Source organism: Stenotrophomonas sp. TWI1151 (genome assembly GCF_039673135.1).
GTDB lineage: Bacteria > Pseudomonadota > Gammaproteobacteria > Xanthomonadales > Xanthomonadaceae > Stenotrophomonas.
Map to the genome: position 1 here is coordinate 90,206 of NZ_JBDJLA010000014.1, position 26,707 is coordinate 116,912.

The following is a 26,707-nucleotide window of genomic DNA, read 5'->3' on the forward strand; positions in this document are numbered from 1 at the left end:
TTCTTCCTACCACCCGATCGTTGCGTGCCGTTACAGGATGTAGCGGCTCAAGTCCGGATCCTGCACCAGCTCACCCAGGTGCGCGTCGACGTAAGCCTGGTCGATGCTGATGGTCTCGCCATCGCGGTCCGGGGCTTCATAGCTCAGCGTATCCAGCAAGCGCTCCAGCACCGTGTGCAGGCGGCGCGCGCCGATGTTTTCCTGGCGCTCGTTCACCTGGAAGGCGATCTCGGCCAAGCGGTCCACCGCATCGACCGTGAACTTCATCGAGACGCCTTCAGTCTGCAGCAGCGCTTCGTACTGCTTGGTCAGCGCGGCCTTCGGCTCGGTCAGGATGCGCACGAAGTCCTGCTTGCTCAGCGCGCCCAGTTCCACGCGGATCGGGAAACGACCCTGCAGTTCCGGGATCAGATCGCTGGGCTTGGCCAGGTGGAACGCACCGGAGGCGATGAACAGGATGTGGTCGGTCTTGATGGTGCCGTACTTGGTGGACACGTTGGAGCCTTCCACCAGCGGCAGCAGATCGCGCTGGACGCCTTCGCGCGACACATCGCCGCCGCCGACGTTGTCACCGCGCTTGGCGACCTTGTCGATCTCATCGATGAACACGATGCCGTGCTGCTCGCAGGCTTCGATCGCCGCGCTGCGGATATCGTCTTCGTTGACCAGCTTGCCGGCCTCTTCCTCGATCAGCAGCGGACGCGCGGCCTTGATCGACAGCGTGCGCTTCTGCGCCTTCGCACCGCCCATGCTGGAGAACATCTGGCGCAGCTGCTGCCCCATTTCCTCCATGCCTGGCGGGGTCATGATGTCCATGCTGACATTGGCCGAGACTTCCAGTTCGATCTCGCGCTCGTCCAGTTCACCGTTGCGCAGCATGCGGCGGAACTTGATGCGGGTCTCGTTGTCCTGTGCGGACGGTTCGTTGCGCGCGGCTTCGGCATCGAAACCGATACCGGTGCTGCGGCGCGGCAGCAATGCATCCAGGATGCGGTCTTCGGCGCGCTCTTCGGCCTGGGTGCGCACGCGGACCTTGGCCTGCTCGCGATACAGCTTGACCGCGGTGTCGGCCAGGTCGCGGATGATCTGCTCCACGTCCTTGCCGACATAGCCGACCTCGGTAAACCGAGTGGCTTCAACCTTGACGAACGGCGCATTGGCCAGCGTGGCCAGGCGACGCGCGATCTCGGTCTTGCCGACGCCGGTCGGGCCGATCATCAGGATGTTCTTGGGCATGACTTCGTTGCGCAGCTCGGCCGGCAGCTGCATGCGGCGCCAGCGGTTGCGCAGCGCGATGGCGACCGCGCGCTTGGCGTCGTGCTGGCCGACGATGTGCCGGTCCAGTTCCTGCACGATCTCGCGCGGGGTCATGGTGGCGGAAGAAACTTCAATCTTGTGCGGCATGGGTGTGCTCACGAGGATATGGGGTGGAATGACGTATCACCGGCCTGCCTGGCAGCGACGTAACGCTGATGTAGAGCCACGCCATGCGTGGCTGACCGGATACCGCAGCCACGCATGGCGTGGCGCTACCGAGCGTTGACCCTCCGTGTCAAAGCTCTTCGACCACCACGTTGCGATTGGTGTAGATGCAGATGTCACCGGCGATGTTGATCGACTCGGTGGCGATCGTGCGGGCATCCAGTTCGGTATGTGCCATCAGCGCGCGGGCGGCAGACAGGGCATAGGAGCCACCGGAACCGATCGCGATGATGCCGTCTTCCGGCTCGATCACATCACCGGTGCCGCTGATGATCAGCGAGGTGTCCTTGTCGGCGACGGCGAGCAGCGCTTCGAGCTTGCCCAGGCGGCGCTCGGTGCGCCAATCCTTGGCCAGTTCCACTGCGGCGCGCTGCAGCTGACCGTGCTTTTCCAGCTTGGCCTCGAACAGCTCGAACAGGGTGAAGGCATCGGCGGCGGCACCGGCGAAACCGGCCAGCACCTGGCCCTCCCGACCCAGACGGCGCACCTTGCGGGCGTTGCCCTTCATCACCGTGTGGCCGAGCGTGACCTGACCATCGCCGGCGACGGCGACATGCCCGTTGCGCCGCACCGAGATGATGGTGGTGGCATGAAATACGTTGGGGTTCTGACTGGGGTCCATGGAGCCTCCGGGGTGACAAAGACTGAGGTGGGGTCTCTGCCCGACGCTTCAACCCGTCCTGCCCTGCGCCCGGACGCCGCAGCGGATCGATTCAGCTTTCGTTGCCGCTCTTGCGCCGCTTGGCACGCGGGTGCGCAGCGTCGTAGACCTTGGCCAGATGCTGGAAATCCAGATGGGTATAGATCTGTGTGGTGGCGATATCGGCATGCCCAAGCAACTCCTGCACACCGCGCAGATCACCGGAGGACTCCAGGATGTGGCTGGCGAAGCTGTGCCGCAGCATATGCGGGTGCACGTGCTTGAACAGGCCCTGGCGCTGGGCGAGCTGGCGGATGCGGATCTGCACGGCGCGCTGGGTGATGGGCCCGCCCTTGCGCCCGGGAAATACCGGTGCGGTTGCCGCGCCGCCGCTGTCGGCGCGCCAGCCCTGCAGCGCGGTGCGTGCATGCGAACCGAACGGCACGCGGCGCTCGCGGTTGCCCTTGCCCAGTACGTTGACCAGCCCGGTGTCGAAATCCAGGTCGCGCCAGATCAGCGCGCACAGTTCGCTCAGGCGCAGCCCGGAGGAATAGAACAGCTCCAGCAGCGCGCGATCGCGCAGGCCGAGCGGTGCATCGGTGGGCAGTTCCACCAGCTGCACGGCTTCATCGGCGTCGAGCACCTGCGGCAGTTTGCGTGGTGCCTTGGGTGCTTTCAGGCCGGTCGCGGGATTGGCCTCGATGCGATGGTGCTTGAGCAACCAGGCATAAAAACTGCGGCAGGCAGAGAGTCGGCGCTGCAGCGACGTCGGTGACAGCCCACGGCGGTGTTCGGCAGCAATGAACTGGCGCAGCTGCGCACTGTCGAGCGTGTCGATCACCGCACCCTGCCCCTCAGCCCACGCCGCGAGTGCGTCCAGGTCGCGACGGTAGGCATCCAGCGTGTGCGCCGACATGCGGCGCTCCACCTGCAGGTGCGACAGGAAGTCCTGCGCGGTACTCACGGCGACTCCCCTCGAAGGAACGTCAGGGCGAGGCGAAGCGCTGCAGCGCTACAACCAGCGATTCGCCCATCATGCGCAGGAACAGCGTGCCCATGCCCGGGTAGAACCGATTGCCGTCGTGGCTGCCGACCGCGATCAGGCCGACACCCGGCAGCGGCAGCAGCGCGCTGGACTGCACTTCCTCGGCGCGCCCGGCGTACAGCACGGTGCTCTTTTCCGGCTGCAGGCGGCCGCAGATCGGTTCGCCGTCCTTGAGGCAATCGCGGAACACACCCAGCAGCGGGCTGCTCTCCTCGATCACCTGCAGCCACGGCGCCTGTTCCAGCCCGGAAACCGGATGCAGCACGATCAGCCGCACCAGATCCCCGGCGAAATCCTCTTCCAGCGAGGCGGCCATCGCCCGCAGGGTGTCCGCCGCCGAGTCCTGTTTCATCAGTGCCAGGGTCAGCTGGTGCGTGCGCACGGCCAAGCGCTCGTTGATCTGTGCGTTGGCGGCCAGATCGGCCAGCCGTCGCGACAGCTCACGGTTCTTGTCGCGCAGCACCTCCAGCTGGTAGCTGGCCAGTGACGCGGTGGGGCCGTCATCGCGCGGCACCACCAGGGTCAGGGCCAGATCCGGGAACTGCTTCAGGAAGGTCGGATGCCGACGCAGCCAGGCGGCTACTTCGTGCGACCCGATTTTCTCGGCGGTCTCGCTCATGCGTTCCACTCCCCATCAAAGACGAAGGCTGCGGGTCCGGACATCACGATCTGTGCATCATCGGCCGGCCAGCGGATGCGCAGGTCACCGCCGGGCAGCGACATCGTGGCATCGCGCTGCAGGCGGCCGCGCTGCATCATCACTACAGCCGCGGCGCACGCGCCACTGCCGCAGGCCAGGGTTTCGCCGGCGCCGCGCTCATACACGCGCAGGCGCGCATGCTGCGGACTGAGCACCTGCACGAAACCGACGTTGACCGATTTCGGGAACGAGGCGTGCTGCTGCAGCAGCGGCCCCAAACGTTCGACCGGCGCGGCATCGACCAGGCCCACTTCGATCACGGCATGCGGGTTGCCCATCGAGACCGCGCCGAAGCGCACCGTGTCGCCCTGCAGCGGCAGCAGGTATTCCTCGCGGGCGCGGGCGAAGCCGATCAGCGGCACGTTCTCCGGCTCGAAACGCGGCACGCCCATGGCCACGGCGTACTGGTCTTCGCCCAGCCGTTCGACTGCATGGGTGGTGACCGGGCTATCGATCGCGAAGGTGCTGCCGGTAGCCGCGCCATCACGCACCAGCCAGGCCGCCACGCAGCGCGCACCGTTGCCACATTGCTCGGAACGGCTGCCATCGGCATTCCAGATCCGATACGAGGCGACCGAGCCTTCCGCCTTGGGCGGCTCGATGGTCAGGATCTGGTCGCACCCCACGCCGGTGTGGCGATCGGCCAGCCGCGCGGCCAGCGCAGCATCCGGCGGTGCGCTGCCATCGCGCAGGTCCAACACCACGAAATCATTGCCGGCGCCATGCATCTTGGTGAAGCGCAGCGCCGCGGAGGTGTTCGACTTACTCATTCCCGTCATTGGCCTTCAGCGCCGGCGCTTCAACGGGATCGGGAACCACCGGGGAATCGGTATCGGCATCGGCGGCCGGCGGCGTGGCGTCGTCGGCGGCCGGTTCAACCAGCTGTTCTTCGACCGGGACCGGCTTCTGCGGCAGGACCAGCGGGCCCTTGTTGCCACAGGCCGACAGCACCAGCAGCGCCGAGGCGGCCAGCGTCAGGGAGATGAGGGTACGGGGGGATGTCTTCATCCTCCGAGTATAGCCGCGGTGTTTGGGCGCTTGGGTGCCGGCTGGATGAACGGGCAGCGCTAAAAATCACGCCCTTGGAGGCACCCTGGTCGTGCCGCCCCGCGGCGGCCACTACCGGAGCCCATCCTCCGGCGGCAGCGGCCGACACCACAGCCACAGCGCCACGCAGGTCATGCTGCCGATGGAGAGCCACTTCACCCAGGCGATCGGCACGCACCACAGCATGATGCCCGCGCACACCGCCATGGTCAGGGTCGCCATCCATTTCCCGCGGCGGCTGACCGCGCCATGCGCCTGCCAGTTGCGGATCGCCGGGCCGAACTGCGGGTGCGCCAGCAGGCGGTTGTGCAGGCGCTCGGACCCGCGCGAGGCGGCCCAGGCCGAGATCAGGATGAACACGGTGGTGGGCAGGCCCGGCACGAAAATGCCCACGATGCCGGTGCCCAAGCTGACATAGGCCAGCAGCCACCACGCCCAGCGAAAACGCACCCGTCGCCGGACAGCCGGCGCTTCGGAAACCACAGGGCGTTCGGGCCGGGACATGGTGCCAGCATAGCGACCCGGACGGGCCGCCGCATGGCGGCCTCACTGCATTGGCCGACGACACGAGGTCGTCGGTCAACGGAAATCGCCGGCCAACCGAGGTGACCGGCCGCCGGCCGGCATTACCGGGAGGTGGTCACGCCGAGCTGGTCGAGCACGAACGCATACGACTCGGCCAGCTCGTGGTAACGCTGGAAGCGGCCGGATTTGCCGCCGTGGCCGGCTTCCATGTTGGTACGGAACACGATCGGGAAGTGGCCGGTGTTGTCATCGCGCAGCTTGGCCACCCACTTGGCCGGCTCCCAGTACTGCACCTGCGAATCCCACAGGCCGGTGCCGACGAACAGGGCCGGGTACGCCTGCCTGCTGACGTTGTCGTAGGGCGAGTACGTGAGCATGTAGTCGTAATACTCGCGCTGCTCCGGGTTGCCCCACTCGTCATACTCGTTGGTGGTCAGCGGGATGCTGGCGTCGAGCATGGTGGTGACCACATCGACGAACGGCACCTGGGCGACCATCACGCGATAGTCCTGCGGCGCCTGGTTGGCCACCGCGCCCATCAGCAGACCACCGGCGCTGCCACCGGAGGCGGCGACGCGATCCTTGGCGGCATAGCCCTGGCGGACCAGCTCGCGGGTGACATCGACGAAATCGTTGAACGTGTTCTGCTTCTTGAGCAGCTTGCCGTCCTCATACCACGCACGGCCCATTTCCTGGCCGCCGCGGATGTGGGCGATGGCATACACCACGCCGCGATCGAGCAGGCTGACCACGGTCTGGTTGAAGCCCGGATCCATCGACATGCCGTAGCTGCCGTAGGCGTACTGGTACAGCGCGCCGGTGCCGTCCTTCTTGAAACCGTTGCGGTAGACCAGCGACACCGGCACCTTGACGCCATCGCGGGCCGTCACCCACACGCGCTCGGTGGTGTACTGCGACGGGTCATAGCCGATCACCGGCTGCTGCTTGAGCTGGCGGCGTTCACCGGTGACGGTATTGAGCTCGTAGGTGGTGGTCGGCGTGGTCAGCGAGTTGTAGGCGTAACGCAGCCACGGGGTGTCGTGCTCGCTGTTGGCAGCCAACCCCATCGAGTAGGCGGGCTCATCCGCCTTGACGTAATCCTGGCGGCCATCCGGGAACAGCAGGCGCACGCGTTCCAGGCCATTGGAGCGCTCGGCGATCGCGGTGAAGCCGTCGAACAGTTCGAAGCCTTCGATCAGCACGGCGTCATCGTGCGCGACCCAGTCTTTCCATTGGCTGCGCGCGGTGGCATCGCTGGGCGCGGTGACGATCTTGAAGTTCTTCGCGTCCGCCGCGTTGGTGCGGATCACCCAACGGCCGTTGAAGTGGTCGGCGTCGTATTCCACATCGCGCGCACGCGGCGCCAGTACCTTGAACGCCTGCGGGTCGGCAGCCGGGGCGTAGCGCGTTTCCGAGCTCACCGTGCTGTGCAGCTCGATGGTCAGGAAACGATCATCGCGGGTGCGGCCAACGCCCATGTAGAAGCTGTCGTCCTTCTCTTCATACACGAGCACGTCGCTGCTGGCCGGGGTGCCCAGCACGTGCTTCTTGACGCGCACGGTGAGCAGGGTTTCCGGATCATTCTCGACATAGAACAGGGTGCGGTTGTCATCGGCCCAGACCACATTGGGCGAGACGTTCTCGATGCGATCCGGCAGCACCTCACCGGTGCGCAGGTCCTTGAAGCGGATCACGTACTGGCGGCGGCCGACGTCGTCTTCGGCCCAGGCCAGCAGGTGGTTGTCCTGGCTGACATCGGCATCGCCCACGTTGAAGTAGCCCTTGCCCTCGGCCATCGTGTTGATGTCGAGCAGGATTTCTTCCGGCGCCTCCATGCTGCCCTTGCGGCGCGCCTGGATCGGGTAGTCCTTGCCGGTTTCGAAGCGGGTGTAATACCAGTAACCGCGGTCACGCGAGGGCACGCTGGCATCGTCCTGCTTGATGCGGGCGACGATCTCCTTGTACAGGGTGTCTTCCAGCGGCTTGAGCGGGGCCACCACCTGGTCGGTGTAGGCGTTCTCCGCATTCAGGTAGGCCAGCATCTTCGTGTCTTCGCGCTTGTCGTCGCGCAGCCAGTAGTAATCGTCGCTGCGGGTCGCGCCAAAGGGAGCCTTCACCGTGTGCGGGTGCTTCTCGGCGTCGGGCGGGGTCAGCGCGGGGGCGGCGTGCACGTTGGAGGTCATGAGGCTGGCAACCAGTAAACAAAGGGCGGGTTTCACGAGATAAGGCTCCTGGCGGGGGAATGCAATGGCGTCCGTGTCCGTGCAGTCTGTGCTGGCGGGTGGGCCAGCAGCAAGCCTGTCGTTGGTCACTGCGCCTATCATCAGGCCATGGATACTTCCCGCACGCCCCCGACCGGCACCGGCTACAGCCGCCGCAGCCAGGACATCGAACCCTTCCACGTGATGTCGCTACTGGCCCGCGCGCAGGCGCTGGAGCAGGCTGGCCACGATGTGATCCACCTGGAGATCGGCGAGCCGGACTTCACCACCGCCGCTCCGATCGTGCGCGCCGGCCAGGCCGCGCTGGCGGCCGGCCACACGCGCTACACCGCGGCCCGCGGCCTGCCCGCGCTGCGCGAGGCGATTGCAGGCTTCTACCAGGATCGCTACCAGGTGCAGATCGATCCGGAGCGCATCCTGGTGACCCCAGGCGGCTCAGGTGCCTTGTTGCTGGCCAGCAGCCTGCTGGTGGACCCGGGCAGGCATTGGTTGCTGGCCGATCCGGGCTATCCGTGCAACCGGCACTTCCTGCGGCTGGTGGAAGGCGCCGCGCAGCTGGTGCCGGTCGGCCCGGAGACGGCCTACCAGCTGACGCCGGACCTGGTGGCACAGCAGTGGAACGCCGACAGTGTTGGTGCGCTGGTCGCCTCCCCGGCCAACCCGACCGGCACCGTGCTCTCGGCGGCGCAGCTGGCAGCGCTGTCGCAGTCGTTGAAGGCGCGCGGCGGGCACCTGGTGGTGGATGAGATCTACCACGGCCTTACCTACGGCATGGACGCGGCCAGCGTGCTGCAGGTGGATGACGAAGCCTTCGTGCTCAACAGCTTCTCGAAGTACTACGGGATGACCGGCTGGCGCCTGGGTTGGCTGGTCGCGCCACCGCAGGCGGTGCGGGAGCTGGAGAAGCTGGCGCAGAATCTGTACATCAGCGCCTCGAGCATCGCCCAGCATGCGGCGCTGGCCTGTTTCGAGCCGGAATCGATCGCGATCTTCGAGCAGCGTCGTGCGGCGTTCCGCGAGCGTCGCGATTACCTGCTGCCGGCACTGCGCGCGCTCGGTTTCTGCATCGAAGTGGAACCGGAAGGCGCGTTCTATCTGTACGCCGACGTGAGTGCGTTCACCGATGATGCGCAGGCGTTCTGCGCGCATTTCCTGGAGACCGAGCATGTGGCGTTCACGCCGGGCCTGGACTTCGGGCACCACCGTGCGAACGAGCATGTGCGCCTGGCCTACACGCAGGACGTGCCGCGCCTGGAAGACGCGGTGCGCCGGATCGCGCGCGGACTGGAGACATGGGTGCGCTGAGCCGCCCATAAAAAAAACGCCACGCATCGCTGCGTGGCGCTCAAAATGGGGTGGAGCCAACCTGACGCCCCACCACCCGGAGTCTACGCCAGGGGGCTATAACGTCCGCGGCAGGCTCACTCCCTGCCGGCTGCTCGACCGCCCCTGGCCGTCGAGCACCCCGAGCTTACTTGGAGAGCTGCTCCCACAGGAAGCTGTAGGCCAACGCCGACATATGCGCGGCCTGCGCGTTGTTCGCCGCGCCGCCGTGACCGCCTTCGATGTTCTCGTAGTAGGTCACGTCCTTGCCGGCGTCGATCATCTTGGCCGCCATCTTGCGGGCATGGGCCGGATGCACACGGTCATCGCGGGTGGAGGTGGTGAACAGCACCGGCGGGTAGGTCTTGCTGGCGTCGAACAGGTGGTACGGCGAGAAGGTCTTGATGAATTCCCAATCGGCCGTATCCGGATTGCCGTATTCGGCCATCCACGACGCGCCGGCCAACAGGTGGCTGTAACGCTTCATGTCCAGCAGCGGCACCTGCACCACCACCGCCCCGAACAGCTCCGGGTACTGGGTGAGCATGTTGCCGGTAAGCAGACCACCGTTGCTGCCGCCCTGCACGCCCAGGTGCCTGGCCGAGGTGATCTTGCGGCTCACCAGGTCGCGGGCGACCGCGGCCATGTCTTCATAGGCCTTGTGGCGGTTCTGCTTCAACGCCGCCTGGTGCCAGCGCGGGCCGTACTCGCCACCGCCACGGATGTTGGCGACCACGTATACACCGCCCTTCTCCAGCCACGCGCGGCCCATGCCGCCCGAGTACGACGGGGTCAGCGAGATCTCGAAGCCACCGTAGCCGTACAGCAGGGTCGGATTGGAGCCATCCAGCTTCATGTCTTTGCGGTGCACCACGAAGTACGGCACCCGGGTGCCATCCTTGCTGGTGGCGAAGTGCTGCTCGATCACCTTGCCATCGGCGTTGAAGAACGTCGGCATGGTCTTGAGCACCTCAGGCTGCTTGCCGATCTCGGCAATGGCCAGGGTGGTCGGGGTCAGGTAATCGGTGACGGTCATCCACACCGCATCGCTGTCATCGGCATCGACCGCACTGACGGCCACGGTGCCGAACGACGGCGCGCCGGTGAAGGCCGTCGTCTTCCAGCCGCCGTCGCCCGGCGTCAGCACGCTCAGGCGGCTTTTGACGTCGTCCAGCACGTTCAGGATCAGGTGGTTCTTCGTCCAGCTGGTGCCGGCCAGCGAGGTGGTGTCGGTCGGCGCGAACAGCACGTCGAAAACACGCTTGCCGGCGAGGTAATCGTCCAGCTTGGTGGCCAGCAGCGAACCGGCGGCGTAGGTCTTGCCGCCCACGGTCCATGGCTCACGCAGCTCCAGGGTCAGCCACTGTTTGCGCAGGCCCTTCTCGGCCGAGTTCGGCGCATCGATCTTGGTCAGCGTGCCATCATCGGCGCGCAGGAAGATTTCGTTGTTGTAGAAGGCCAGCGTGCGGCTGACCAGGTTGCGCTCGTAACCGGGGGTATCGTCGTGCATGGCCGCGATGTACATGTCATCGGGCTTGCCCTCGTACACCATCGAAGCCGAGGCCATCGGGGTGCCGCGCTTCCACAGCTTGGCCACGCGCGGATACCCGGAGGTGGTCATCGTGCCGGTGCCGAAATCGGTGTAGACGAACACCGTGTCGCGGTCGATCCAGTTCAGGCCACCCTTGGATTCGGGGCGGAAGAAGCCGTCCTTGATCCAGGTCTTGTTGGCCAGGTCGAACTCGCGGGTGACATCGGCATCGGCGCCGCCGCGCGACAGCGCGATCAGGCAGCGCGAGTAATCCGGGCGCAGGCAGTCAGCGCCGTGCCACACCCAGTTCTCGCCCTCGGCCTTGTTCAGTGCATCCAGATCCAGCACGGTTTCCCACTGCGGCGAGGCCTTGCGGTACTCGGCCAGCGTGGTGCGGCGCCACAGGCCGCGCTCGTGCTGCTTGTCCTTCCAGAAGTTGTAGTAGTAGTCACCGATTTTCTGCACGCCGGGAATCTTGGCATCGGAATCGAGCACCTCGCGGATGCTGGTCTCCATCTGCTTGAACGCCGGCGTCGCAGCCAGACGGCCTTCGGACTTGGCGTTCTGTTCCTTGACCCACGCCAGCGGCTTGTCGCCGGTGACGTCTTCAAGCCAGGCGTACGGGTCCGCGGGGGCGTCAGCGGCCATGGCGGTTCCCGCCGCACCGGCGGAGATCAGACCTGCCACCAGGCAGGCGGAAGCGAATCGTGACATTGCAGCTCCAAGCGTTCATAGCCTTGGGACGCTATCACACCGGCTGGCCGCGGCTCACGTGTCGAAGGTCAGGTCGCGCCGGACGCTCCAACGGGCGCCGCCGGCGCCGGGCCTGCGGCCCGCGGCGGCGGCGGGCGGTGCGGTTGAGCAGGCCGGCCAGCGGCAGGCGGAAGCGAAGCAGGCTCCACCAGGCCATCAGCGGCATGCCGATCAGCCACATCGGTAGCCAGCCGATCCACTCGCTATGCCCCCGCGCGGCGGGCCAGACCAGGACCAGGGCCACCCCGGCAAGGACGGCCTGCCTGACGCAACGCAGCACGCGGGGATCGGGACGGTCGGACGAACGCGGGGAAGACGACAGGGTCATGACACAGCTCCGTGCGAAAGTGATGCGTCACCTTGCCGCGCCGCCATCTCAAGGGCTGCGACCTTGTACGGGGAGGCGACAGAAGGGATGTCCGGCGAGCGGTTGCATGAATCGGTCACGCAACCGCTGCGCCGCCATTGACGTTCTCCGCTGTCCCACCCACCATGCCCCTGCCAGCCACTGGAGCCACCTGCCGCATGTCTTCGAACCGCCCGCTTCGCGCTGTCCTGTTGGTCTCCTCGCTGGCATTGCTGTCAGCCTGTGCGTTCCGCCATGAGACCAAACCGGAACCCGCGCCGACCCCGGTCGCGGTCGACAGCGCCAATGCGCCGATCGACCTGCAGCGGTTCATGGGCACCTGGTATGTGATCGGCCGCGTGCCGAACCCGATCGAGCGTGGCCATGTCGCCAGCGTCAATCAGTTCCGCCTGCGCGGCGACCAGAAAGTGTCCATCACCTACCGCTACCGCGATGGCTTCTCCGAGCCGCAGCAGGAACTGACCGTCCGCGCCTCGGTGGACGAGAAGAGCGGCAACCACAACTGGCGCACCTGGTTCTACAAGATCGTGCCGACCCACACCCGTGTGCTGGAAGTCGCGCCGGATTATTCATGGGCGATGCTGGGCTACCCGGGCCGCGAGATGGCCTGGATCTTCGCGCGCCAGCCGGACATGGACAAAGAGCTCTACAAGGAGCTCGCCACCCGCCTGCGTGACGATTACGGGGTCAATACCGACAAGCTCAAGCGCGTGCCGCAGCACCCCGAGCAGGTGGACCGGCTGGGCTTTGAAGTGCCGAACGTCCGGTAAGCGTGGCGTACCGACCAACGGTCGGTACCTACCGGTTATTTCCGGCTGTAGTGCGAGACCAGGCGGTCGCCGATCATCTGCAGGATCTGCACCAGCACCAACAGCAGCACCACGGTGACCAGGGCCACGTCGGTGTGCGAGCGCTGGTAGCCATCGCGGAAGGCCAGGTCGCCCAGGCCGCCCGAGCCGATCGCGCCGCCCATCGCGGTGAAGCCGATCAGCGCGATCACGGTGACCGTGGCGCCGGCAATCAGGCCCGGCCGCGCTTCGGGCAGCAGCACCCGGGTGACCAGCTGCCAGGTGGTGGCGCCCATCGCCTGGGTCGCTTCGATCACGCCACGGTCCACTTCGCGCAGCGCGGTTTCGACCAGGCGCGCATAGAACGGCGCCGCACCGATCACCAGCGGCACGATCGCACCGCGCACGCCCAGCGAGGTACCCATCATCCACAGCGTGAGCGGGATCAGCACGATCATCAGGATGATGAAGGGCACCGAACGCAGCAGGTTCACCAGCAGCGCGAGCGCGCCATACAGCACCGGCTTGCGGTGCAGCTGCGGCGAGCCGGTCAGGAACAGCAGCACGCCCAGCGGCAGGCCGATCAGCAGCGTCAGCGGAAGTGAGCCGCCGAGCATCAGCAGGGTATCCAGCGTGGCCTGGCCGATATCGGCCCATTTGCCGGCGTCGAGATGGCGGAAGAACCCGCCTGCAGTGGCCAGGATCATCGGCGCAGCTCCTCAAGGTGGACACCGGCGGCAACGAACCCCGCCTGCGCGGCCTGCACGTCGCCGCCGACCAGCGACACGGTCAACTGGCCATACGGGGTGTCCTTGATCCGGTCGATACGGCCGGACAGGATGTTGTAGTCCACGCCGGTCTCGCGGGCGATGCGCCCCAGCAGCGGTTCGTAGGTGTCGGCGCCGAGGAAGGTCAGGCGCACGATGCGCCCGGCGACCGCCTCGAAATCCTTGTGCAGCTCGCCCTCGTCCACCTGCTCCGATTCGCTCACGAAGCGGCGCGTGGTCGGGTGCTGCGGGTGCAGGAATACCTCGGTGACCGGACCGGTCTCGACCAGGTGGCCGGCATCGAGCACGGCAACGCGGTCGCAGACCCGGCGGATCACGTCCATCTCGTGGGTGATCAGCACGATGGTCAGGCCCAGCTCGCGGTTGATCTTGCCCAGCAGCTTCAGCACCGAAGCGGTGGTCTGCGGGTCCAGCGCGCTGGTGGCTTCATCGCACAGCAGGATCTGCGGGCGGGTCGCCAGGGCGCGGGCGATGCCCACGCGCTGCTTCTGGCCGCCGGACAGCTGCGCCGGGTATTTGTTGGCGTGCGCTTCCAGGCCGACGGTATGCAGCAGTTCGTCCACGCGCGCGTCGATCTCCGCGCGCGGGGTCCCGGCCAGCTCCAGCGGGAAGGCGACGTTGGCGGCCACGGTGCGCGACGAGAGCAGGTTGAAGTGCTGGAAGATCATGCCGATCTTCCGGCGCAGCACGCGCAGGCCTTCGGCATCGAGCGCGGTGACATCCTCGCCATTGATCAGCAGCCGGCCGCCGGTCGGCTCCTCGAGCCGGTTGATCAGCCGGATCAGGGTCGATTTGCCCGCGCCGGAATGGCCGATGATGCCGAACACTTCGCCGGCCTCGATGGTCAGGTCCAGCGGCTGCAGCGCGGCAATCGCGCGGCCGCCGACGGCATAGGATTTGTGCAGGCGCTGGAACTCGATCACTTCGCGGTCAACCGGGCATCGACGGGAGGGGGCGTGCAGCCTACCAGCGCGGGGCGGCCCTGGCCCGTGCGGTTGCGCGGAATGATATTCCGTTTGGTTCTAAGAGACCGTGATCCGGCCGGCCAGGGGGGGCCGGCCGGGCTCAGGGGTGGTCCAGCGGCCGGGGCGGCTGGACCCGGCGCACCCGCTCACGGTGCAGCAGGTACAGGCCCGAGGCGACGATGATCGCCGCGCCCAGCCAGGTCACCTGGTCGGGCAGCACGCCCCAGAACAGCAGGTCCCAGCCGATCACCCAGACCAGCCCGGTGTACTCCAGCGGCGCGATCATCGAGGCCTCCCCCAGCTGGAAAGCACGGGTCAGGGCGACCTGCCCCCCTGCCCCGGCCAGGCCCATGCCGGCGATCAGCGCGGCATGGCCCAGTTGCAGCGGCTGCCAGTCCGGGATCGCCAGCAGGCCGGCGCCGACAGCCATGATCACCAGGAACCACACCACCATCGACTGCGGGGTGTCGGTGCGGGTCAGCATGCTGACCGTGATCGCGGCCAGCGCATAGGCGGTGGCGGCCAGCAGCACCATCAGGCCCGGGAAGGAAATGATCCCGCCGACGCCGGGGCGCAGCACGACCAGTACCCCGACCAGGCCGATGCCGATGGCGATCCAGCGGCGCGGGCCCACGTGCTCGCCGAGCAGCGGCACCGAGAGCGCGGCGATCAGCAGCGGGGCGACGAAGTAGATGGTGTAGGCGGTGGACAGTGGCAGGCTGCGCAGGGCGTAGACGAAGCAGCCGATCATCACCATGCCGAGCACGCCGCGCAGCAGGTGCAGGACCCATCGCCTGGGCACCAGCGAACGCGGGCCGGCGGTGGCCAGCACCCAGACCAGTACGAACGGCAGCGAGGCCGCACCGCGCAGGAAGGTGACCTGCAGGGTGGGATAGCTGGCCGACAGCTGCTTCATGCCGGCATCCATCAGCGAAAAGCAGGCGACGGCCATCAGCATCCAGGCGACGGCGCGGGTGGGGGATTTCTGCGTGTTCATGGCCCATTATCGCCGGCTTGGCCGGCCCGTCCATGGTGGCTTGATAGAATGGGGACATTCACCCGTTGGAGTTTGCCCATGCCCTCTTTTGACGTTGTTTCCGAAGTCGACACCCACGAGCTGACCAACGCGGTCGACCAGGCCAACCGCGAGCTGTCCACGCGTTTCGATTTCAAGGGGGTGGACGCCAAGTACGTGCTGGAAGACAGCGTGATCAGTCAGTCCGCGCCGAGCGATTTCCAGCTGCAGCAGATGACGGACATCCTGCGTCAGCGGTTGACGGCACGGAAGATCGATGCGGCGTGCCTGGAGTTCGGTGATATCGAAACCAATCTGGCCGGTGCACGGCAGAAGATCACCGTGAAGCAGGGGATCGAGCAGAAGGTGGCCAAGAAGATCGCGGCGACGATCAAGGAGGCCAAGTTGAAGGTGGACAGCCAGATCAACGGCGACAAGCTGCGGGTGACGGGCAAGAAGCGCGATGATCTGCAGGATGCGATGGCGCTGTTGCGGAAGGAGACGTTCGAGGTGCCGCTGCAGTTCGATAATTTCCGCGATTGATCTTGGCCGAAGGGCTGTAGCGAGCCGCGCCAGCGAAGGGCGCCGCTGTTTGTTGCTGATGGGCTTTCGTTGTCTTTGGCGTTGGCAGCTCATCGCTAAAGGCTGGCGATTCACTGGCGAGGGCTGCGGCGGGTAGGGCCAGGCCTTGCCCGGACCCGCCGTGAACCCATCCATGGGGGCTCATGTCGCGGCATCCATGCCGCTCATGGTCCAGGCAAGGCCCGGCCCTACCCGCCGCCCGACGCTTCCTCGGCGGATGGGCGAGCAAAGCGGTAGTGCCGGCCGCTGGCCGGCAATCAGGCGATGCCCCCTCGGTAGTGCCGGCCGCTGGCCGGCAATTAGGCGATGCCCCCTCGGTAGTGCCGGCCGCTGGCCGGCAATCAGGCGATGTCCCCTCGGTAGTGCCGGCCGCTGGCCGGCAACCTCGTTGCAAAGGATCGAAGAGAAGCCCTTCCGCGCGCGGCGTATGCCGCCGGATGCTGCTCGTTACGCGCGAATCAGCTTGTACAGCGTGGTGCGTGAGATACCGAGCTGGCGTGCGGCGGCGCTGACGTTTCCTTGATGCGCGGCCACGGCGTCGCGTACGTGCTGTGTGGTGTGTGTCCGCAGCGATGCAGGTGCAGCGTTGGCGCGCGGCGCGTCGAGTTTCACGCTGGCATGCGGTGCGAGTGGTCCGCGCAGGTACTGCACGTGAACGGCGGTGTCGTCATCCAGGCGGACGCGGTGGGCGGGGCCGCTCTGCAGCAGGCGGCGGCGCTGGTGGGTACTGGCGCCGGCGAACAGGCCGTCCAGGGTGAGAACGGGCAAGTGGCCGCGACGCGGCAGTCCGAACAGGCGGCGGGCGACGCGGTTGGCGGCACGCACCTGGCCGTCTTCTTCGATGGCCAGCAGGCCCTGCAGGGGCGAGTGCAGCCATCGGGTGTCGTGTTGCACCGCCAGCAGGTGGCAGGGGCGGTGGTCCTGCATGAGGCGGTTCTCGGCCGACAGCGCGGCCTGGCGGAAGTAGCCGTGCAACAGCTCGGCATCGCGCTCGCCAGTGCCGGTGATGTCCAGTGCACCCAGCACTTCGCCATCCAGCCCATGCAGCGGCACGCTCAGGCAGAACACGGTGGCGAAGCGGTCGAGATAGTGCTCATTGCCGCGCACCAGGGCGGGCGCGTCTTCGGCCAGGCTGCAGGCCGGTGCGGTGGTGCCGATGTCGATTTCGCGCAGGCGGCGACCGATCTGGATCGGACGCAGTACCGGGACGTCGGCCAGGCCATGTTCGCGCTGGGCGATGACCAGGCCCTCGGCGTTGACGCAGAACAGGGTCCACTGGCGGCCGCCGAAGGCGGCCCAGAGGTGGTCCATGTCCTCGCGCACACAGCGTGCGAGGCGGCGGTCGGCAGGGTCGTCGAGGCGCGTGGCCGCAGCGGCAAGGGGCGCGTAGTACGGCTCCTGCCGCGGCTGTACGCCGGCCTGGCGCGAGCGCTCCCAGGAGCGCTGCACCGGCGGGCTGACCACGCTGTCCATCAGCGCGCCGCCCTCGGCGAAACGCTGACGGGCGGCGGCCAATACCTGCTGCTGTTCCAGAACCATCGCGGCCATCGGTCGATCTCCACCTCGGACCGACAGCCTACTCCCGCAAAGCTGACTGGTACGTCGTCGCAGGCATGCAGGCCTGCGACGGACCGTTTCACCCGCCGATGGTCAGGATCGGCTTGAGGGTGACACCGCGGGTGCTGTCCTCGGCGGCCTGGTTGATCTGGTCCAGCGGGTAGAACTTGACCAGCTTGTCGAACGGGAAGCGGCCCTGCTGGTACAGCTGCACCAGCTGCGGAATGAACACCTTGGGCACGCTGTCGCCTTCGACGATGCCGCGGATGCTGCGCCCGCCGAGCAGCAGGTTGTTGACGTCGAACTCGGCCTTGGTGCCCAGCTTCGGCGCGCCGACCACGCCAATCATCCCCAACCCGCCGAGGGCCTCGATGCCCTGCGCCAGCACCTCCGGACGACCGGTGGATTCCAGTGCGAAGTTCGCGCCGCCGCCGGTGATCCCGCGCACCGCTTCCACCACATCGACCTCGCGGCTGTTGATCACGTGCGTGGCCCCCAGCTCCTTGGCCAGTTCCAGCCGCGACGTCACCACATCGATGGCGATGATGGTGGTCGCACCGGCCACGCGTGCGGCCATCACCGCGCTCAGGCCCACCGCGCCCGCGCCGAAGCTGGCGAAGCTGCTGCCGGCGGTCACCTTGAGCGAGTTGATCACCGCACCGGCACCGGTCTGGATGCCGCAGCCCAGCGGGCCGAGCAGTTCGATCGGCGCATCGTCGGGCACCTTGATCGCGTTGTTCTCGCGGCTCAGTGCGTAGGTGGCGAACGAGGACTGCGCGAAGAAGTGATCGTGCAGCGGGTTGCCGTCCGGATCCTGGATCACGGTGGAGCCATCCAGCGCACCGCCACCGAAGTTCAGGCCGAAGAAGTCCTTGCAGTAGGCGCCGTGGCCGCCGCTGCAGGGATTGCAGTGGCCGCAGGCGCCGTAGGTCAACACGACATGGTCGCCAACCTTGAGATCTTTCACGCCCGGGCCGAGCGCTTCGACGATGCCCGCGCCTTCATGGCCGAGCACGGCCGGCAGCGGCACGGGGTAGTACTGGTCACGCACGATCAGATCGGTATGGCACAGGCCGGTGGCGACCACGCGGACCAGCACCTCATCGTCCTGCGGGCCACGGATGCGCGCCTTCTCGATGGTGAAGGGCTGTTCTTTTTCGCGCACCACGGCCACGGTGATGTCGCGCAGTTCTGCTGTTGCGGTCATGAGGGTCTCCTGGATCAGATCGGGTACGCGGGCGCTTCGCCCTTGACGGTCATCCACTGCCACTGGGTGAACTCGTCGATGTTGGACGGGCCACCGATGCTGGTGCCGTTGCCGGAGGCGCCCACGCCACCGAACGGATTGATCACCTCATCGTTCACCGTCTGGTCGTTGATGTGCAGCAGGCCGGTGCGCAGCCGTTCGCCCAGCTTCAGCGCGCGGCCCACGTTGCTGGATACGATCGCCATCGACAGGCCGTATTCGCTGTCGTTGGCCAGCTCCACCGCCTCATCATCGGTATCGAACGGCACCACTACCGCGACCGGCGCGAATATCTCTTCGTGGAACGCCGGGTTGTCGCGGCTCACATCGCTGAGCACGGTCGGCTCGAAGAACAGATCCTGGTAGCCACCACCGGTCGCCAGGGTCGCGCCCGCGGCTTGTGCCTCGGCGACGATGCGCGCGGCGTGGTCACGCTGCTGGGCATTGATCAACGGCCCGATCGCCACCTCGCCGTCGGCCGGATTGCCGACCTTGAGCGATTTCGCCTTGGCCACCAGCTTTTCCAGGAAACGCGCATGGATGCTGCGCTGGACCAGCACGCGGCCGGTGGCCATGCAGATCTGGCCCTGGTGCAGGTAGACGCCCCACGCCGTATTGGCGATGGCCAGCTCCATGTCCGCATCGTCGAGCACGATCAGCGCGTTCTTGCCGCCCAGTTCCAGCGACACCTTCTTCAGGTGTTTGCCCGCCGCTTCACCGACCTTGCGCCCGGCACCGGTGGAGCCGGTGAACTGGATCATCGCGATGTTCGGGTCGCTGGTCAGCGCCGCACCGGCCGCGCCATCACCGGGCAGCACGTGCAGCAGGCCGGCCGGCAGCCCAGCCAGTTCGAACAGGCGTGCGATCACGAAGCCACCGCACACGGCGGTGCGCGGATCGGGCTTGAGCACCACCGCATTGCCCAGCGCCAGTGCCGGGGCGACTGCGCGCATGGCCAGATACAGCGGGAAGTTGAACGGCGCGATCACGCCGACCACGCCGAGCGGTCGGCGGCGCGCCAGATTCAGACGGCCCGGTTCGGACGGCAGCACTTCACCGATGCTGCGCGAGGGCAATGCCGCCGCTTCATGCAACGCCTTGGTGTTCACCTTGGCCTCGAAGCCGGCCTTGAGCTGGGTGGAGCCACTTTCGCGAACCAGCCACTGCACGATCTCGTCGTTGTGCTCTTCGGCCAGCTGCGCGGCACGGCGCAGGACCTGCGCGCGGGTGTCATACGGGGCGCTGGCCCAGTCGCGCTGCGCCTTGGCGGCGGTGGCGGCGGCGCGCGAGATCTGCGCCGGGTCGGCCATCGCGATCTCGCCCAGGCGTTCGCCGGTGGCCGGTTCGACCACATCCTGGGTGCCGGCACCCGGGCTCCACTGACCCTCGAACAGCTTGCCGGACCACGTGGCCGTCGGCAGGAATGCGTGTGTTGCCATCTCTGATAACTCCTTGCGTCGTGTACCCGGCCATTGGATACCTGCGGCGGACCACTGCCTATTGGCCGTTGGCCCGATCACTGCAAGTGATTGCCGGATAAGGGTTTATCAGCATGGTCGGTGTCCAGTTAATGGACAGTGGAGCCGATCACCCGCCCGCTTCACCGCCGCGCCGTACAATCAACAGCCCAGCCAGCGACACCGCCCGCCATGAACGATGCTTCCCTCACTGCCACCCACGACCCCATTGCCGAGACCCGGAAATGGCTGGAGCAGATCGTCATCGGCCTGAACCTGTGCCCGTTCGCCAAAGCGGTGTACGTGAAGGATCAGGTGCGGTTCGTGCTCAGCGATGCGACCACCCCGGAAGCGCTGGTGGAGGAACTGGCCGAAGAGCTGATCCTGCTGCGCGATACGCCGGCCGAACAGATCGACACCACGTTGATCGTGCATCCGGACGTGCTGACCGATTTCCTGGATTACAACGATTTCCTCGACAACGCCGATGCGGCGATCGAAGCACTGGATCTGCAGGGCATCCTGCAGGTGGCCAGCTTCCATCCGCAGTACCAGTTCGCCGGCGCGGCGCCGGATGACGTGAGCAACTACACCAACCGTGCGCCCTACCCGACCCTGCACCTGCTGCGCGAAGACAGCGTCGAGCGGGCGGTCGCCGCGTTCCCGGATCCGGATGTGATCGTGGAGCGCAACATCGAAACGCTGGACAAGCTCGGCATTGAAGGCTGGACGCGCCTGCTGGGCCGCAACGACATGCCGCCGTGTCACTGACACCGTCCATCCTCGACTGGTCGGCACAGCCGCTGCGCGATCGCGTGGTGGTGATCACCGGCGGTGCGCAGGGGGTGGGCCGTGGCATCGCGCAGGCGGTGCTCGGCGCCGGCGGCAGCGTGATGATTGCCGACCTGGATGCCGATGCCGGCAAGGCCTGTTTGACCGAATGGGCGCTGCCGGAGCGCGCGGCGTTCCAGCGCGCGGATGTGGCCAGCGAGCGCAGTGTGCAGGCGCTGATGAAGGCGACGATGAAGCGCTTTGGCCGCATGGATGGCCTGGTCAACAATGCCGGCATCGCCAGTGCCCATGGCACGCCGTTGGCGGAGATGCCGCTGGCCGAGTGGCAACGCCGCCTCTCCAGCCTGCATGGCGCCTTCCTGTGCAGCAAACACGCCCTGCCCGCCCTGCGCGAACACGCCGGGGCCATCCTCAACATCGCCTCGACGCGTGCCTGGCAGTCCGAACCGGACAGTGAAGCCTATGCCGCGGCCAAGGGCGGGCTGGTCGCCTTCACCCATGCACTCGCGTTGAGCGAAGGGCCGGCGGTGCGGGTCAACAGCATCAGCCCCGGCTGGATCACCACCGATGCCTGGCAGGCACCGTCACGCCGGCGCATGCCCAAGCTCTCGCGCCGCGATCAGGCGCAGCATCCGGTCGGCCGGGTTGGCCAGCCGCCGGACATCGGCGCGCTGGCGGTTTTCCTGCTCTCGGACCTGGCCGGTTTCATCACCGGCCAGGACCACATCGTCGACGGCGGCATGACCCGCAAGATGATCTACGCCGAATGAGCCGCGTCCGGTCCGATCACGCTGCCGGGTAGTGCCGGCCGCTGGCCGGCGCCTCACGTTGCATGACACTCCGCCCCTGGCGGCAGGATGCAGAGCCGGCCAGCGGCCGGCACTACCGTAACCGGGGTCACACCATCCCGTTGTGTCGCAGCAACGCGTCCACGGTCGGCGCGCGGCCACGGAACGCGGCGAAGTTCTCTGCCGCACTCCGGCTGCCGCCGCGCGACAACACTTCATCGCGGAACCGCTGACCGGTTTCGGTCACCTTGTCCGGCGCTTCCTCGAACGCGGCATAGGCATCGGCGCTGAGCACTTCAGCCCACTTGTAGCTGTAGTAGCCCGCCGCATAGCCACCAGCAAAAATGTGGCTGAACTGATTGGGGAAGCGATTCCAGGCCGGCGGCCGGTTGACCGCCACCTCATCGCGCACGCGCTCCAGCAGGGCCTGCACGCTGTCCTGGGTCGGGTCGAAATCGCTGTGCAGCTGCATGTCGAACAGGGCGAACTCCAGCTGGCGCACGGTGAACATGCCGCTCTGGAAATTGCGTGCCGCCAGCATGCGGTCAAACAGCGCACGCGGCAGCGGCTCGCCTGTGGTTACGTGTGCGGTCATCGCCTGCACGCGCTCCCATTCCCAGCAGAAGTTCTCCATGAACTGGCTTGGCAGTTCCACCGCGTCCCACTCCACGCCGTTGATGCCGGCCACGCCAAGCTCGCCGATGCGGGTCAGCAACTGATGCAGCCCATGCCCCATTTCATGGAACAGCGTGGTCACATCGCTATGGCTGAAGGTCGCCGGCTGCCCCGCGGCGCCCTTGCCGAAGTTGCAGACCAGGTACACCAGCGGCGTCTGCACACCGGCAGCGGTCTCGCGGCGGTTGCGGCAATCGTCCATCCACGCGCCACCGCGCTTGCCTTCGCGCGCGTACAGGTCCAGATAGAACTGACCCACCAGCGCGCCCTGCGCATCGACCACCCGGAAGAAGCGCACGTCCGGGTGCCACACCGGCGCGCTGTCCGGCTGCACCTCCAGCCCGTACAGGCTGCGGATCACGCTGAACAGGCCGTCCAACACCTTCGGCTCGGTGAAGTACTGCTTCACGTCCTGCTCGGAATAGCTGTAGCGCGCCTGCTTCAGCTTCTCCGCCGCGAAGGCCAGGTCCCACGCGTCCAGCGCGGTCAGGCCCAGTTCGTCGCGCGCGAAGGCCTCCAGCTCGGCACGGTCGCGCTGTGCATACGGTTTGGCACGCGCGGCCAGATCGCGCAGGAAGCCCAGCACCTGCGGCGCATCTTCGGCCATCTTGGTGGCGATCGAATACTCGGCGTAGTTGGCAAAGCCCAGCAGCGCCGCCAGCTCCGCACGCAGGGCCAACACGCGATCGATGTTGCCGCTGTTGTCCAGCGCGGCATCGCCGAATTCGGAGGCGCGGACCGCGTTGGCGCGATACAGCGCCTCACGCAGCGGGCGATGCTCGGCGTAGGTCTGCACCGGGATATAGCACGGCATCTGCAGCGTCAGCTTCCAGCCGTTCAGGCCATCCTTCTCTGCGGCCGTGCGGGCAGCGGCGATCACATCGTCCGGCAGGCCAGCCAGTTCGGCGCGGTCTTCCACATGCAGCGACCAGGCATCGGTCGCATCGAGCACATTCTGCGAGAACGTCGCCGAGAGCGCGGACAGTTCTTCGCGGATCGCGCGGTAGCGCGCCTTGCCGGCGTCATCGAGTTCAGCACCGCCCAGGCGGAAATCACGCAGGGCGTTCTCCAGCACCTTGCGGCGTGCCGGAGCGTACTGCGCCGCTTCCGGCGCGGCGGCCAGGGCACGGTACTGCTGGTAAAGCGCCAGGTTCTGGCCCAGTGCGCTGCCAAAGCGCGTCACCTTGGGCAGGTTGGCGTTGTAGGCCTCGCGCAGTGCCGGGGTATTCACCACAGCCTGCAGGTGGCCCACCTGCCCCCACGCACGCCACAGGCGCTCGGTGGCGTCATCCAGCGGATCGGCGAAGGTCGCCCAGGTCAGCGGGGTGACGGTCTCGGCGGTCCTTACCGCCGCCTCGGCCTCGGCCAGCAGGGCATCGATCGCCGGGGCGATGTGCTCAGGCTGGATCGCATCGAAACGCGGCAGGCCGGAAAAATCGAGCAGGGGGTTGGTGGGGGTCACAGGCATCTCCAGACAACGGGGCCGCTGCAGCGGCATCACCCCACGATATGGCATTGCCCCCCGCCCCGCACAAGGCCCCGGCGTGCGCCGATGGGCGAGGTTCACGCCGCGCCTGCTGCCCCGCTCAGTACAGCGCTTCCAGCGAGACGCAGGGCAGCACCGGCAACCCCTGCCCCGCCACCGCCGCGGCAAGCTGGGCATCGGCGCCCTCCACGTCGATGCCCTGCTTCGGGTACCACTCCGGGTTGTAATAGCTGTGGGCGTAGCGCTCGCCGCTGTCGCACAGGATGGTCACGATCGAGCCGCTGCGGCCGGCATCGCGCATCAGCTGCGCGGCCTGCAGCACGCCGATGAAATTGGTGCCAGTGGAGCCGCCCACGCGGCGGCCCAGCTGGCGGCTGACGTGGCGCATCGCGGCCAGGCTCAGCGCGTCGGGCACCTTGACCATCGCATCGACACTGGTCGGGATGAAGCTGGATTCCACCCGCGGCCGGCCAATGCCTTCCACGCGCGAGCCACCGCTGCAGGTCAGCTCGCGCCAGGGCTGCCCGGCCAGCGCCGCGCAGTAGCCGTCGTAGAACACCGACACTTCCGGGTCCGCACACAGGATGCGCGTGTCATGCCGGCGGTAGCTCACATAGCGGCCCAGCGTGGCCGCGGTGCCACCGGTGCCCGGGCTGCACACGATCCACTCCGGCACCGGGTGCGGCTCCTCGGCCATCTGCTTGAAGATCGATTCGGCGATGTTGTTGTTGGCACGCCAGTCGGTGGCGCGCTCGGCGTAGGTGAACTGGTCCATGAAGTGGCCGCCGGTTTCGCGGGCCAGCGCTTCCGAATCGCAGTTGAGGTCGCACGCACGTTCCACCAGATGGCAGCGTCCGCCGTGGAACTCGATCGCCGCGATCTTCTCGGGGGAGGTAGTGGCCGGCATCACGGCGATGAACGGCAGGCCCAGCAGCCCGGCGAAATACGCCTCGGATACGGCCGTGGAGCCGCTGGACGCCTCGATCACCGGGCGCCCTTCACGCAGCCAGCCGTTGGTCAGCGCGTACAGGAACAGCGAACGGGCCAGACGATGCTTCAGGCTGCCGGTGGGATGGCTGGACTCGTCCTTGAAATACAGGTCGATGCCCTCGAACCCGGGCAGGTCCATCGGAATCAGGTGGGTATCGGCCGATCGGTTGAAGTCGGCTTCGATCTTGCGGATGGCGGCGGCCACCCATTCACGCTGGGACATGGATGAACACTGCGCAGGGAGACGCCCCATTCTACCCGCCACCCCATCCAGCCGGGACCGCTAAAATGGCCCGTCCGCCGCGCCGATGCGGCCCCCGCCCCAGGATCCCCCATGAGCCTTGCCGCCTTCCAGAACCAACCGGGTGTCGCCGCCCAGGTGCCCGCTGACACCACCGGCTTCGTGTTCAACCACACCATGCTGCGCGTCAAGGACGCCACCGCTTCGCTGGATTTCTACACCCGCGTGCTCGGCTTCCAGCTGATCGATCTGCGCCACTTCCCCGACGCCGACTTCAGCCTGTACTTCCTGGCCCTGCTGCCGGCCGGCACGCAGATTCCCGAAGGTGACGATGCCCGCCGCGTCTGGATGGCCGGGATTCCGGGCGTGCTGGAGCTGACGCACAACCACGGCACCGAAGCCCAGGACGGCCCGGTCTATCACAACGGCAATACCGACCCGCGCGGCTTCGGCCATATCTGCGTGTCGGTGCCGGACATCCAGGCCGCCTGCAAGCGCTTCGATGCGCTGCAGGTGCCCTACCAGAAGCGCCTGGAAGACGGCCGCATGAAGCACCTGGCCTTCATCAAGGATCCGGATGGCTACTGGGTGGAGATCATCTCCAACACGCCGATCGCCTGATCCCCGCCGCTCCGCGACGCGCCGGCCCATTCCCGCGCGTCGCGGCGGCTACGGCTGGACCTGGAACTCGAAGGCCGCATGGAACGGCGCCTTGGGTGGTACGAACAACGTTTTCCCGGCAAATCCTGCGTCCACGCAGCGCGCGACCGCCTCATCGCCTTCGCGCCAGGTCCGCACTACCCTGCCCTGCGCATCCAGTTGCAGCACCACCGTGAACGCGGCGAGCGTCTCCGGCGCGGGGGTCGGCAGGCAACGCGTAAAGCTGGCACCACCGACCCGGCTCATGCTGTCCACCATTTCTGTGTAGGCCGCCGGCGCCAGACTGGCTTCATCGCGCTGCGCCAACGCACGCACCTGTTCATAACCCACGTCGCCGGCGAGCGCCTGCGCCATCATCACCATCCACAGCATCGTGCCTCCTCCGCCTGCGCGTTCATGACGTCAGCGCGCAGCGTAGGTCAGCGCGCGGGCCGGCGGAAGGGCCGTGGCCGACAGACCGCTGCGCTCAGTCAGCAAGATCGACATCGCCGCGATGCGTCGCGCTGCGTCCGGTGGTATATCTGCGCCCCGTCCCACCACCCAACGGAGCCGGTATGGAAACGATGGAACTGCACCGCGGCCGCCTGATCGATCACCTGCAGCTGGTGGTCAGGGATCTCGCCGCCAGCCGCCGCTTTTACCAGGCCGTGTTCGACACGATCGGCATTCCGATCGCCGGCGAAGGCGACACCTACTTCTGGGCCGACGAACTGTTCATCTCCACGCCGGACAGCGACGCGGCGCTGGGCCAGCTCACCGGTCGCCACCACCTCGCCTTCCAGGCGCGCGACCGCGCCACGGTCGAGGCCTTCCACCAGGCGGCGCTGGCCAACGGTGGGAAGGACAACGGCGCCCCGGGCGAGCGCCCTTACCACCCGGGCTATTACGCGGCGTTCGCGCTGGATCCGGATGGCAACAACATCGAAGTGGTGTTCCATGGGCCGGCCACCTACAGCGCGGACTCGGTGAAAGTGACCTTCGAAGGCTGAGTCGGAACCTGAATTCTTCAGGGACTATCTGATGCGTCTCACTGGATGAGATC

The 26,707-nt window shown here is 67.0% G+C and carries 26 protein-coding genes; 7 read left to right on the plus strand and 19 right to left on the minus strand.

Annotation, left to right across the window (positions count from 1 at the left end; translation table 11 throughout):
- Positions 1-30: 30 nt before the first annotated feature.
- The 8 genes from hslU to ABE422_RS15890 all read right to left on the minus strand — a co-directional run bounded on the left by hslU (position 31) and on the right by ABE422_RS15890 (position 7,658).
- Entirely contained in the window at positions 31-1,404 is a 1,374-nt protein-coding gene (gene hslU, locus ABE422_RS15855; RefSeq protein ID WP_121039962.1) for an ATP-dependent protease ATPase subunit HslU, read from the minus strand.
- Between the two features lie 148 nt (positions 1,405-1,552).
- Positions 1,553-2,104 (minus strand): ATP-dependent protease subunit HslV, encoded by a 552-nt coding sequence (gene hslV, locus ABE422_RS15860; RefSeq protein ID WP_019183676.1) that lies wholly within the window; start codon positions 2,102-2,104, stop codon positions 1,553-1,555.
- Between the two features lie 91 nt (positions 2,105-2,195).
- A complete protein-coding gene (xerC, locus tag ABE422_RS15865; RefSeq protein WP_313219558.1) occupies positions 2,196-3,086 on the minus strand; it encodes a tyrosine recombinase XerC in 891 nt (296 codons plus the stop codon).
- A gap of 22 nt (positions 3,087-3,108) precedes the next feature.
- Positions 3,109-3,786, minus strand: coding sequence for a DUF484 family protein (locus ABE422_RS15870; protein WP_313219557.1), 678 nt, complete (start codon positions 3,784-3,786; stop codon positions 3,109-3,111).
- Positions 3,783-4,637, minus strand: a complete 855-nt coding sequence (gene dapF / locus ABE422_RS15875; protein ID WP_346481615.1) for a diaminopimelate epimerase — start codon at positions 4,635-4,637, stop codon at positions 3,783-3,785. The genes ABE422_RS15870 and dapF overlap by 4 nt, the downstream gene beginning before the upstream one ends.
- On the minus strand, positions 4,630-4,875 hold the full coding sequence (locus ABE422_RS15880; RefSeq protein WP_019183672.1) for a lipoprotein: 246 nt from the start codon (positions 4,873-4,875) through the stop codon (positions 4,630-4,632). Before ABE422_RS15880 ends, dapF begins: the two co-directional genes overlap by 8 nt.
- 111 nt (positions 4,876-4,986) lie before the next feature.
- Positions 4,987-5,418: a YbaN family protein gene (locus tag ABE422_RS15885; RefSeq protein WP_346483301.1), complete on the minus strand. Its 432-nt coding sequence runs from the start codon at positions 5,416-5,418 to the stop codon at positions 4,987-4,989.
- Between the two features lie 122 nt (positions 5,419-5,540).
- Positions 5,541-7,658 carry a S9 family peptidase gene (locus ABE422_RS15890; RefSeq protein ID WP_346483302.1) on the minus strand — a complete coding sequence of 706 codons (2,118 nt, stop codon included), beginning with the start codon at positions 7,656-7,658 and terminating at the stop codon, positions 5,541-5,543.
- A 111-nt stretch (positions 7,659-7,769) separates the two neighbouring features.
- Here ABE422_RS15890 and ABE422_RS15895 point away from each other — a divergent pair, with 111 nt between their 5' ends.
- Positions 7,770-8,966, plus strand: a complete 1,197-nt coding sequence (locus ABE422_RS15895; protein WP_346483303.1) for a pyridoxal phosphate-dependent aminotransferase — start codon at positions 7,770-7,772, stop codon at positions 8,964-8,966.
- Positions 8,967-9,132: 166 nt separating this feature from the next.
- On the opposite strand, the gene ABE422_RS15900 is transcribed toward ABE422_RS15895, so the two are convergent.
- Positions 9,133-11,229: a prolyl oligopeptidase family serine peptidase gene (locus tag ABE422_RS15900; protein ID WP_346483304.1), complete on the minus strand. Its 2,097-nt coding sequence runs from the start codon at positions 11,227-11,229 to the stop codon at positions 9,133-9,135.
- A 34-nt stretch (positions 11,230-11,263) separates the two neighbouring features.
- Positions 11,264-11,590: a hypothetical protein gene (locus tag ABE422_RS15905; protein WP_346483317.1), complete on the minus strand. Its 327-nt coding sequence runs from the start codon at positions 11,588-11,590 to the stop codon at positions 11,264-11,266.
- A gap of 203 nt (positions 11,591-11,793) precedes the next feature.
- On the opposite strand from ABE422_RS15905, the gene ABE422_RS15910 reads away from it, so the two are divergent.
- Complete coding sequence (locus ABE422_RS15910; protein ID WP_088433799.1) at positions 11,794-12,405, plus strand: lipocalin family protein; 612 nt, start codon at positions 11,794-11,796, stop codon at positions 12,403-12,405.
- 35 nt (positions 12,406-12,440) lie between these two features.
- Here the strand turns inward: ABE422_RS15910 and ABE422_RS15915 are convergent, their stop codons facing one another.
- The 3 genes from ABE422_RS15915 to ABE422_RS15925 all read right to left on the minus strand — a co-directional run bounded on the left by ABE422_RS15915 (position 12,441) and on the right by ABE422_RS15925 (position 15,173).
- Positions 12,441-13,130 carry a methionine ABC transporter permease gene (locus tag ABE422_RS15915; RefSeq protein WP_121039992.1) on the minus strand — a complete coding sequence of 230 codons (690 nt, stop codon included), beginning with the start codon at positions 13,128-13,130 and terminating at the stop codon, positions 12,441-12,443.
- Positions 13,127-14,134 (minus strand): methionine ABC transporter ATP-binding protein, encoded by a 1,008-nt coding sequence (locus ABE422_RS15920; protein ID WP_346483305.1) that lies wholly within the window; start codon positions 14,132-14,134, stop codon positions 13,127-13,129. Before ABE422_RS15920 ends, ABE422_RS15915 begins: the two co-directional genes overlap by 4 nt.
- 142 nt (positions 14,135-14,276) lie before the next feature.
- Positions 14,277-15,173 carry a DMT family transporter gene (locus ABE422_RS15925; RefSeq protein ID WP_313219553.1) on the minus strand — a complete coding sequence of 299 codons (897 nt, stop codon included), beginning with the start codon at positions 15,171-15,173 and terminating at the stop codon, positions 14,277-14,279.
- A 78-nt stretch (positions 15,174-15,251) separates the two neighbouring features.
- On the opposite strand from ABE422_RS15925, the gene ABE422_RS15930 reads away from it, so the two are divergent.
- Positions 15,252-15,734: a YajQ family cyclic di-GMP-binding protein gene (locus ABE422_RS15930; RefSeq protein WP_313212414.1), complete on the plus strand. Its 483-nt coding sequence runs from the start codon at positions 15,252-15,254 to the stop codon at positions 15,732-15,734.
- Between the two features lie 486 nt (positions 15,735-16,220).
- On the opposite strand, the gene ABE422_RS15935 is transcribed toward ABE422_RS15930, so the two are convergent.
- The 3 genes from ABE422_RS15935 to ABE422_RS15945 form a co-directional block, all read right to left on the minus strand.
- Entirely contained in the window at positions 16,221-17,321 is a 1,101-nt protein-coding gene (locus ABE422_RS15935; protein ID WP_346483306.1) for a helix-turn-helix domain-containing protein, read from the minus strand.
- An 88-nt stretch (positions 17,322-17,409) separates the two neighbouring features.
- Positions 17,410-18,537, minus strand: coding sequence for an NAD(P)-dependent alcohol dehydrogenase (locus ABE422_RS15940; protein WP_346483307.1), 1,128 nt, complete (start codon positions 18,535-18,537; stop codon positions 17,410-17,412).
- A 14-nt stretch (positions 18,538-18,551) separates the two neighbouring features.
- Positions 18,552-20,015: a benzaldehyde dehydrogenase gene (locus ABE422_RS15945; protein WP_346483308.1), complete on the minus strand. Its 1,464-nt coding sequence runs from the start codon at positions 20,013-20,015 to the stop codon at positions 18,552-18,554.
- Positions 20,016-20,225: 210 nt separating this feature from the next.
- On the opposite strand from ABE422_RS15945, the gene ABE422_RS15950 reads away from it, so the two are divergent.
- Together ABE422_RS15950 and ABE422_RS15955 are read left to right on the plus strand one after the other, a co-directional pair.
- Positions 20,226-20,804, plus strand: coding sequence for a DUF1415 domain-containing protein (locus tag ABE422_RS15950; RefSeq protein WP_123730129.1), 579 nt, complete (start codon positions 20,226-20,228; stop codon positions 20,802-20,804).
- On the plus strand, positions 20,795-21,595 hold the full coding sequence (locus ABE422_RS15955) for an SDR family oxidoreductase (protein ID WP_346483309.1): 801 nt from the start codon (positions 20,795-20,797) through the stop codon (positions 21,593-21,595). Before ABE422_RS15950 ends, ABE422_RS15955 begins: the two co-directional genes overlap by 10 nt.
- A 127-nt stretch (positions 21,596-21,722) precedes the next feature.
- Here ABE422_RS15955 and ABE422_RS15960 read toward each other — a convergent pair whose 3' ends face one another.
- Together ABE422_RS15960 and ABE422_RS15965 are read right to left on the minus strand one after the other, a co-directional pair.
- Positions 21,723-23,756, minus strand: a complete 2,034-nt coding sequence (locus ABE422_RS15960; protein WP_346483310.1) for a M3 family metallopeptidase — start codon at positions 23,754-23,756, stop codon at positions 21,723-21,725.
- A 118-nt stretch (positions 23,757-23,874) separates the two neighbouring features.
- On the minus strand, positions 23,875-24,987 hold the full coding sequence (locus ABE422_RS15965) for a PLP-dependent cysteine synthase family protein (protein WP_346483311.1): 1,113 nt from the start codon (positions 24,985-24,987) through the stop codon (positions 23,875-23,877).
- A gap of 111 nt (positions 24,988-25,098) precedes the next feature.
- Here ABE422_RS15965 and gloA point away from each other — a divergent pair, with 111 nt between their 5' ends.
- Positions 25,099-25,626 carry a lactoylglutathione lyase gene (gene gloA / locus ABE422_RS15970; protein WP_313213024.1) on the plus strand — a complete coding sequence of 176 codons (528 nt, stop codon included), beginning with the start codon at positions 25,099-25,101 and terminating at the stop codon, positions 25,624-25,626.
- A gap of 48 nt (positions 25,627-25,674) precedes the next feature.
- On the opposite strand, the gene ABE422_RS15975 is transcribed toward gloA, so the two are convergent.
- Positions 25,675-26,037, minus strand: a complete 363-nt coding sequence (locus ABE422_RS15975; RefSeq protein WP_313213025.1) for a hypothetical protein — start codon at positions 26,035-26,037, stop codon at positions 25,675-25,677.
- Between the two features lie 182 nt (positions 26,038-26,219).
- Between ABE422_RS15975 and ABE422_RS15980 the strand changes: the two genes are divergently transcribed.
- Positions 26,220-26,654, plus strand: coding sequence for a VOC family protein (locus tag ABE422_RS15980; RefSeq protein WP_319211429.1), 435 nt, complete (start codon positions 26,220-26,222; stop codon positions 26,652-26,654).
- The last annotated feature ends 53 nt before the right edge of the window (positions 26,655-26,707 follow it).

Bases quoted from the DNA above. Each gene is read 5' to 3' on its own strand.
- hslU (WP_121039962.1), bottom strand. From the start codon at position 1,404: ATGCCGCACAAGATTGAAGTTTCTTCCGCCACCATGACCCCGCGCGAG.
- hslV (WP_019183676.1), bottom strand. From the start codon at position 2,104: ATGGACCCCAGTCAGAACCCCAACGTATTTCATGCCACCACCATCATC.
- ABE422_RS15870 (WP_313219557.1), bottom strand. From the start codon at position 3,786: ATGAGCGAGACCGCCGAGAAAATCGGGTCGCACGAAGTAGCCGCCTGG.
- dapF (WP_346481615.1), bottom strand. From the start codon at position 4,637: ATGAGTAAGTCGAACACCTCCGCGGCGCTGCGCTTCACCAAGATGCAT.
- ABE422_RS15880 (WP_019183672.1), bottom strand. From the start codon at position 4,875: ATGAAGACATCCCCCCGTACCCTCATCTCCCTGACGCTGGCCGCCTCG.
- ABE422_RS15885 (WP_346483301.1), bottom strand. From the start codon at position 5,418: ATGTCCCGGCCCGAACGCCCTGTGGTTTCCGAAGCGCCGGCTGTCCGG.
- ABE422_RS15895 (WP_346483303.1), top strand. From the start codon at position 7,770: ATGGATACTTCCCGCACGCCCCCGACCGGCACCGGCTACAGCCGCCGC.
- ABE422_RS15900 (WP_346483304.1), bottom strand. From the start codon at position 11,229: ATGTCACGATTCGCTTCCGCCTGCCTGGTGGCAGGTCTGATCTCCGCC.
- ABE422_RS15910 (WP_088433799.1), top strand. From the start codon at position 11,794: ATGTCTTCGAACCGCCCGCTTCGCGCTGTCCTGTTGGTCTCCTCGCTG.
- ABE422_RS15915 (WP_121039992.1), bottom strand. From the start codon at position 13,130: ATGATCCTGGCCACTGCAGGCGGGTTCTTCCGCCATCTCGACGCCGGC.
- ABE422_RS15925 (WP_313219553.1), bottom strand. From the start codon at position 15,173: ATGAACACGCAGAAATCCCCCACCCGCGCCGTCGCCTGGATGCTGATG.
- ABE422_RS15930 (WP_313212414.1), top strand. From the start codon at position 15,252: ATGCCCTCTTTTGACGTTGTTTCCGAAGTCGACACCCACGAGCTGACC.
- ABE422_RS15935 (WP_346483306.1), bottom strand. From the start codon at position 17,321: ATGGCCGCGATGGTTCTGGAACAGCAGCAGGTATTGGCCGCCGCCCGT.
- ABE422_RS15940 (WP_346483307.1), bottom strand. From the start codon at position 18,537: ATGACCGCAACAGCAGAACTGCGCGACATCACCGTGGCCGTGGTGCGC.
- ABE422_RS15945 (WP_346483308.1), bottom strand. From the start codon at position 20,015: ATGGCAACACACGCATTCCTGCCGACGGCCACGTGGTCCGGCAAGCTG.
- ABE422_RS15950 (WP_123730129.1), top strand. From the start codon at position 20,226: ATGAACGATGCTTCCCTCACTGCCACCCACGACCCCATTGCCGAGACC.
- ABE422_RS15960 (WP_346483310.1), bottom strand. From the start codon at position 23,756: ATGCCTGTGACCCCCACCAACCCCCTGCTCGATTTTTCCGGCCTGCCG.
- ABE422_RS15965 (WP_346483311.1), bottom strand. From the start codon at position 24,987: ATGTCCCAGCGTGAATGGGTGGCCGCCGCCATCCGCAAGATCGAAGCC.
- gloA (WP_313213024.1), top strand. From the start codon at position 25,099: ATGAGCCTTGCCGCCTTCCAGAACCAACCGGGTGTCGCCGCCCAGGTG.
- ABE422_RS15975 (WP_313213025.1), bottom strand. From the start codon at position 26,037: ATGCTGTGGATGGTGATGATGGCGCAGGCGCTCGCCGGCGACGTGGGT.
- ABE422_RS15980 (WP_319211429.1), top strand. From the start codon at position 26,220: ATGGAAACGATGGAACTGCACCGCGGCCGCCTGATCGATCACCTGCAG.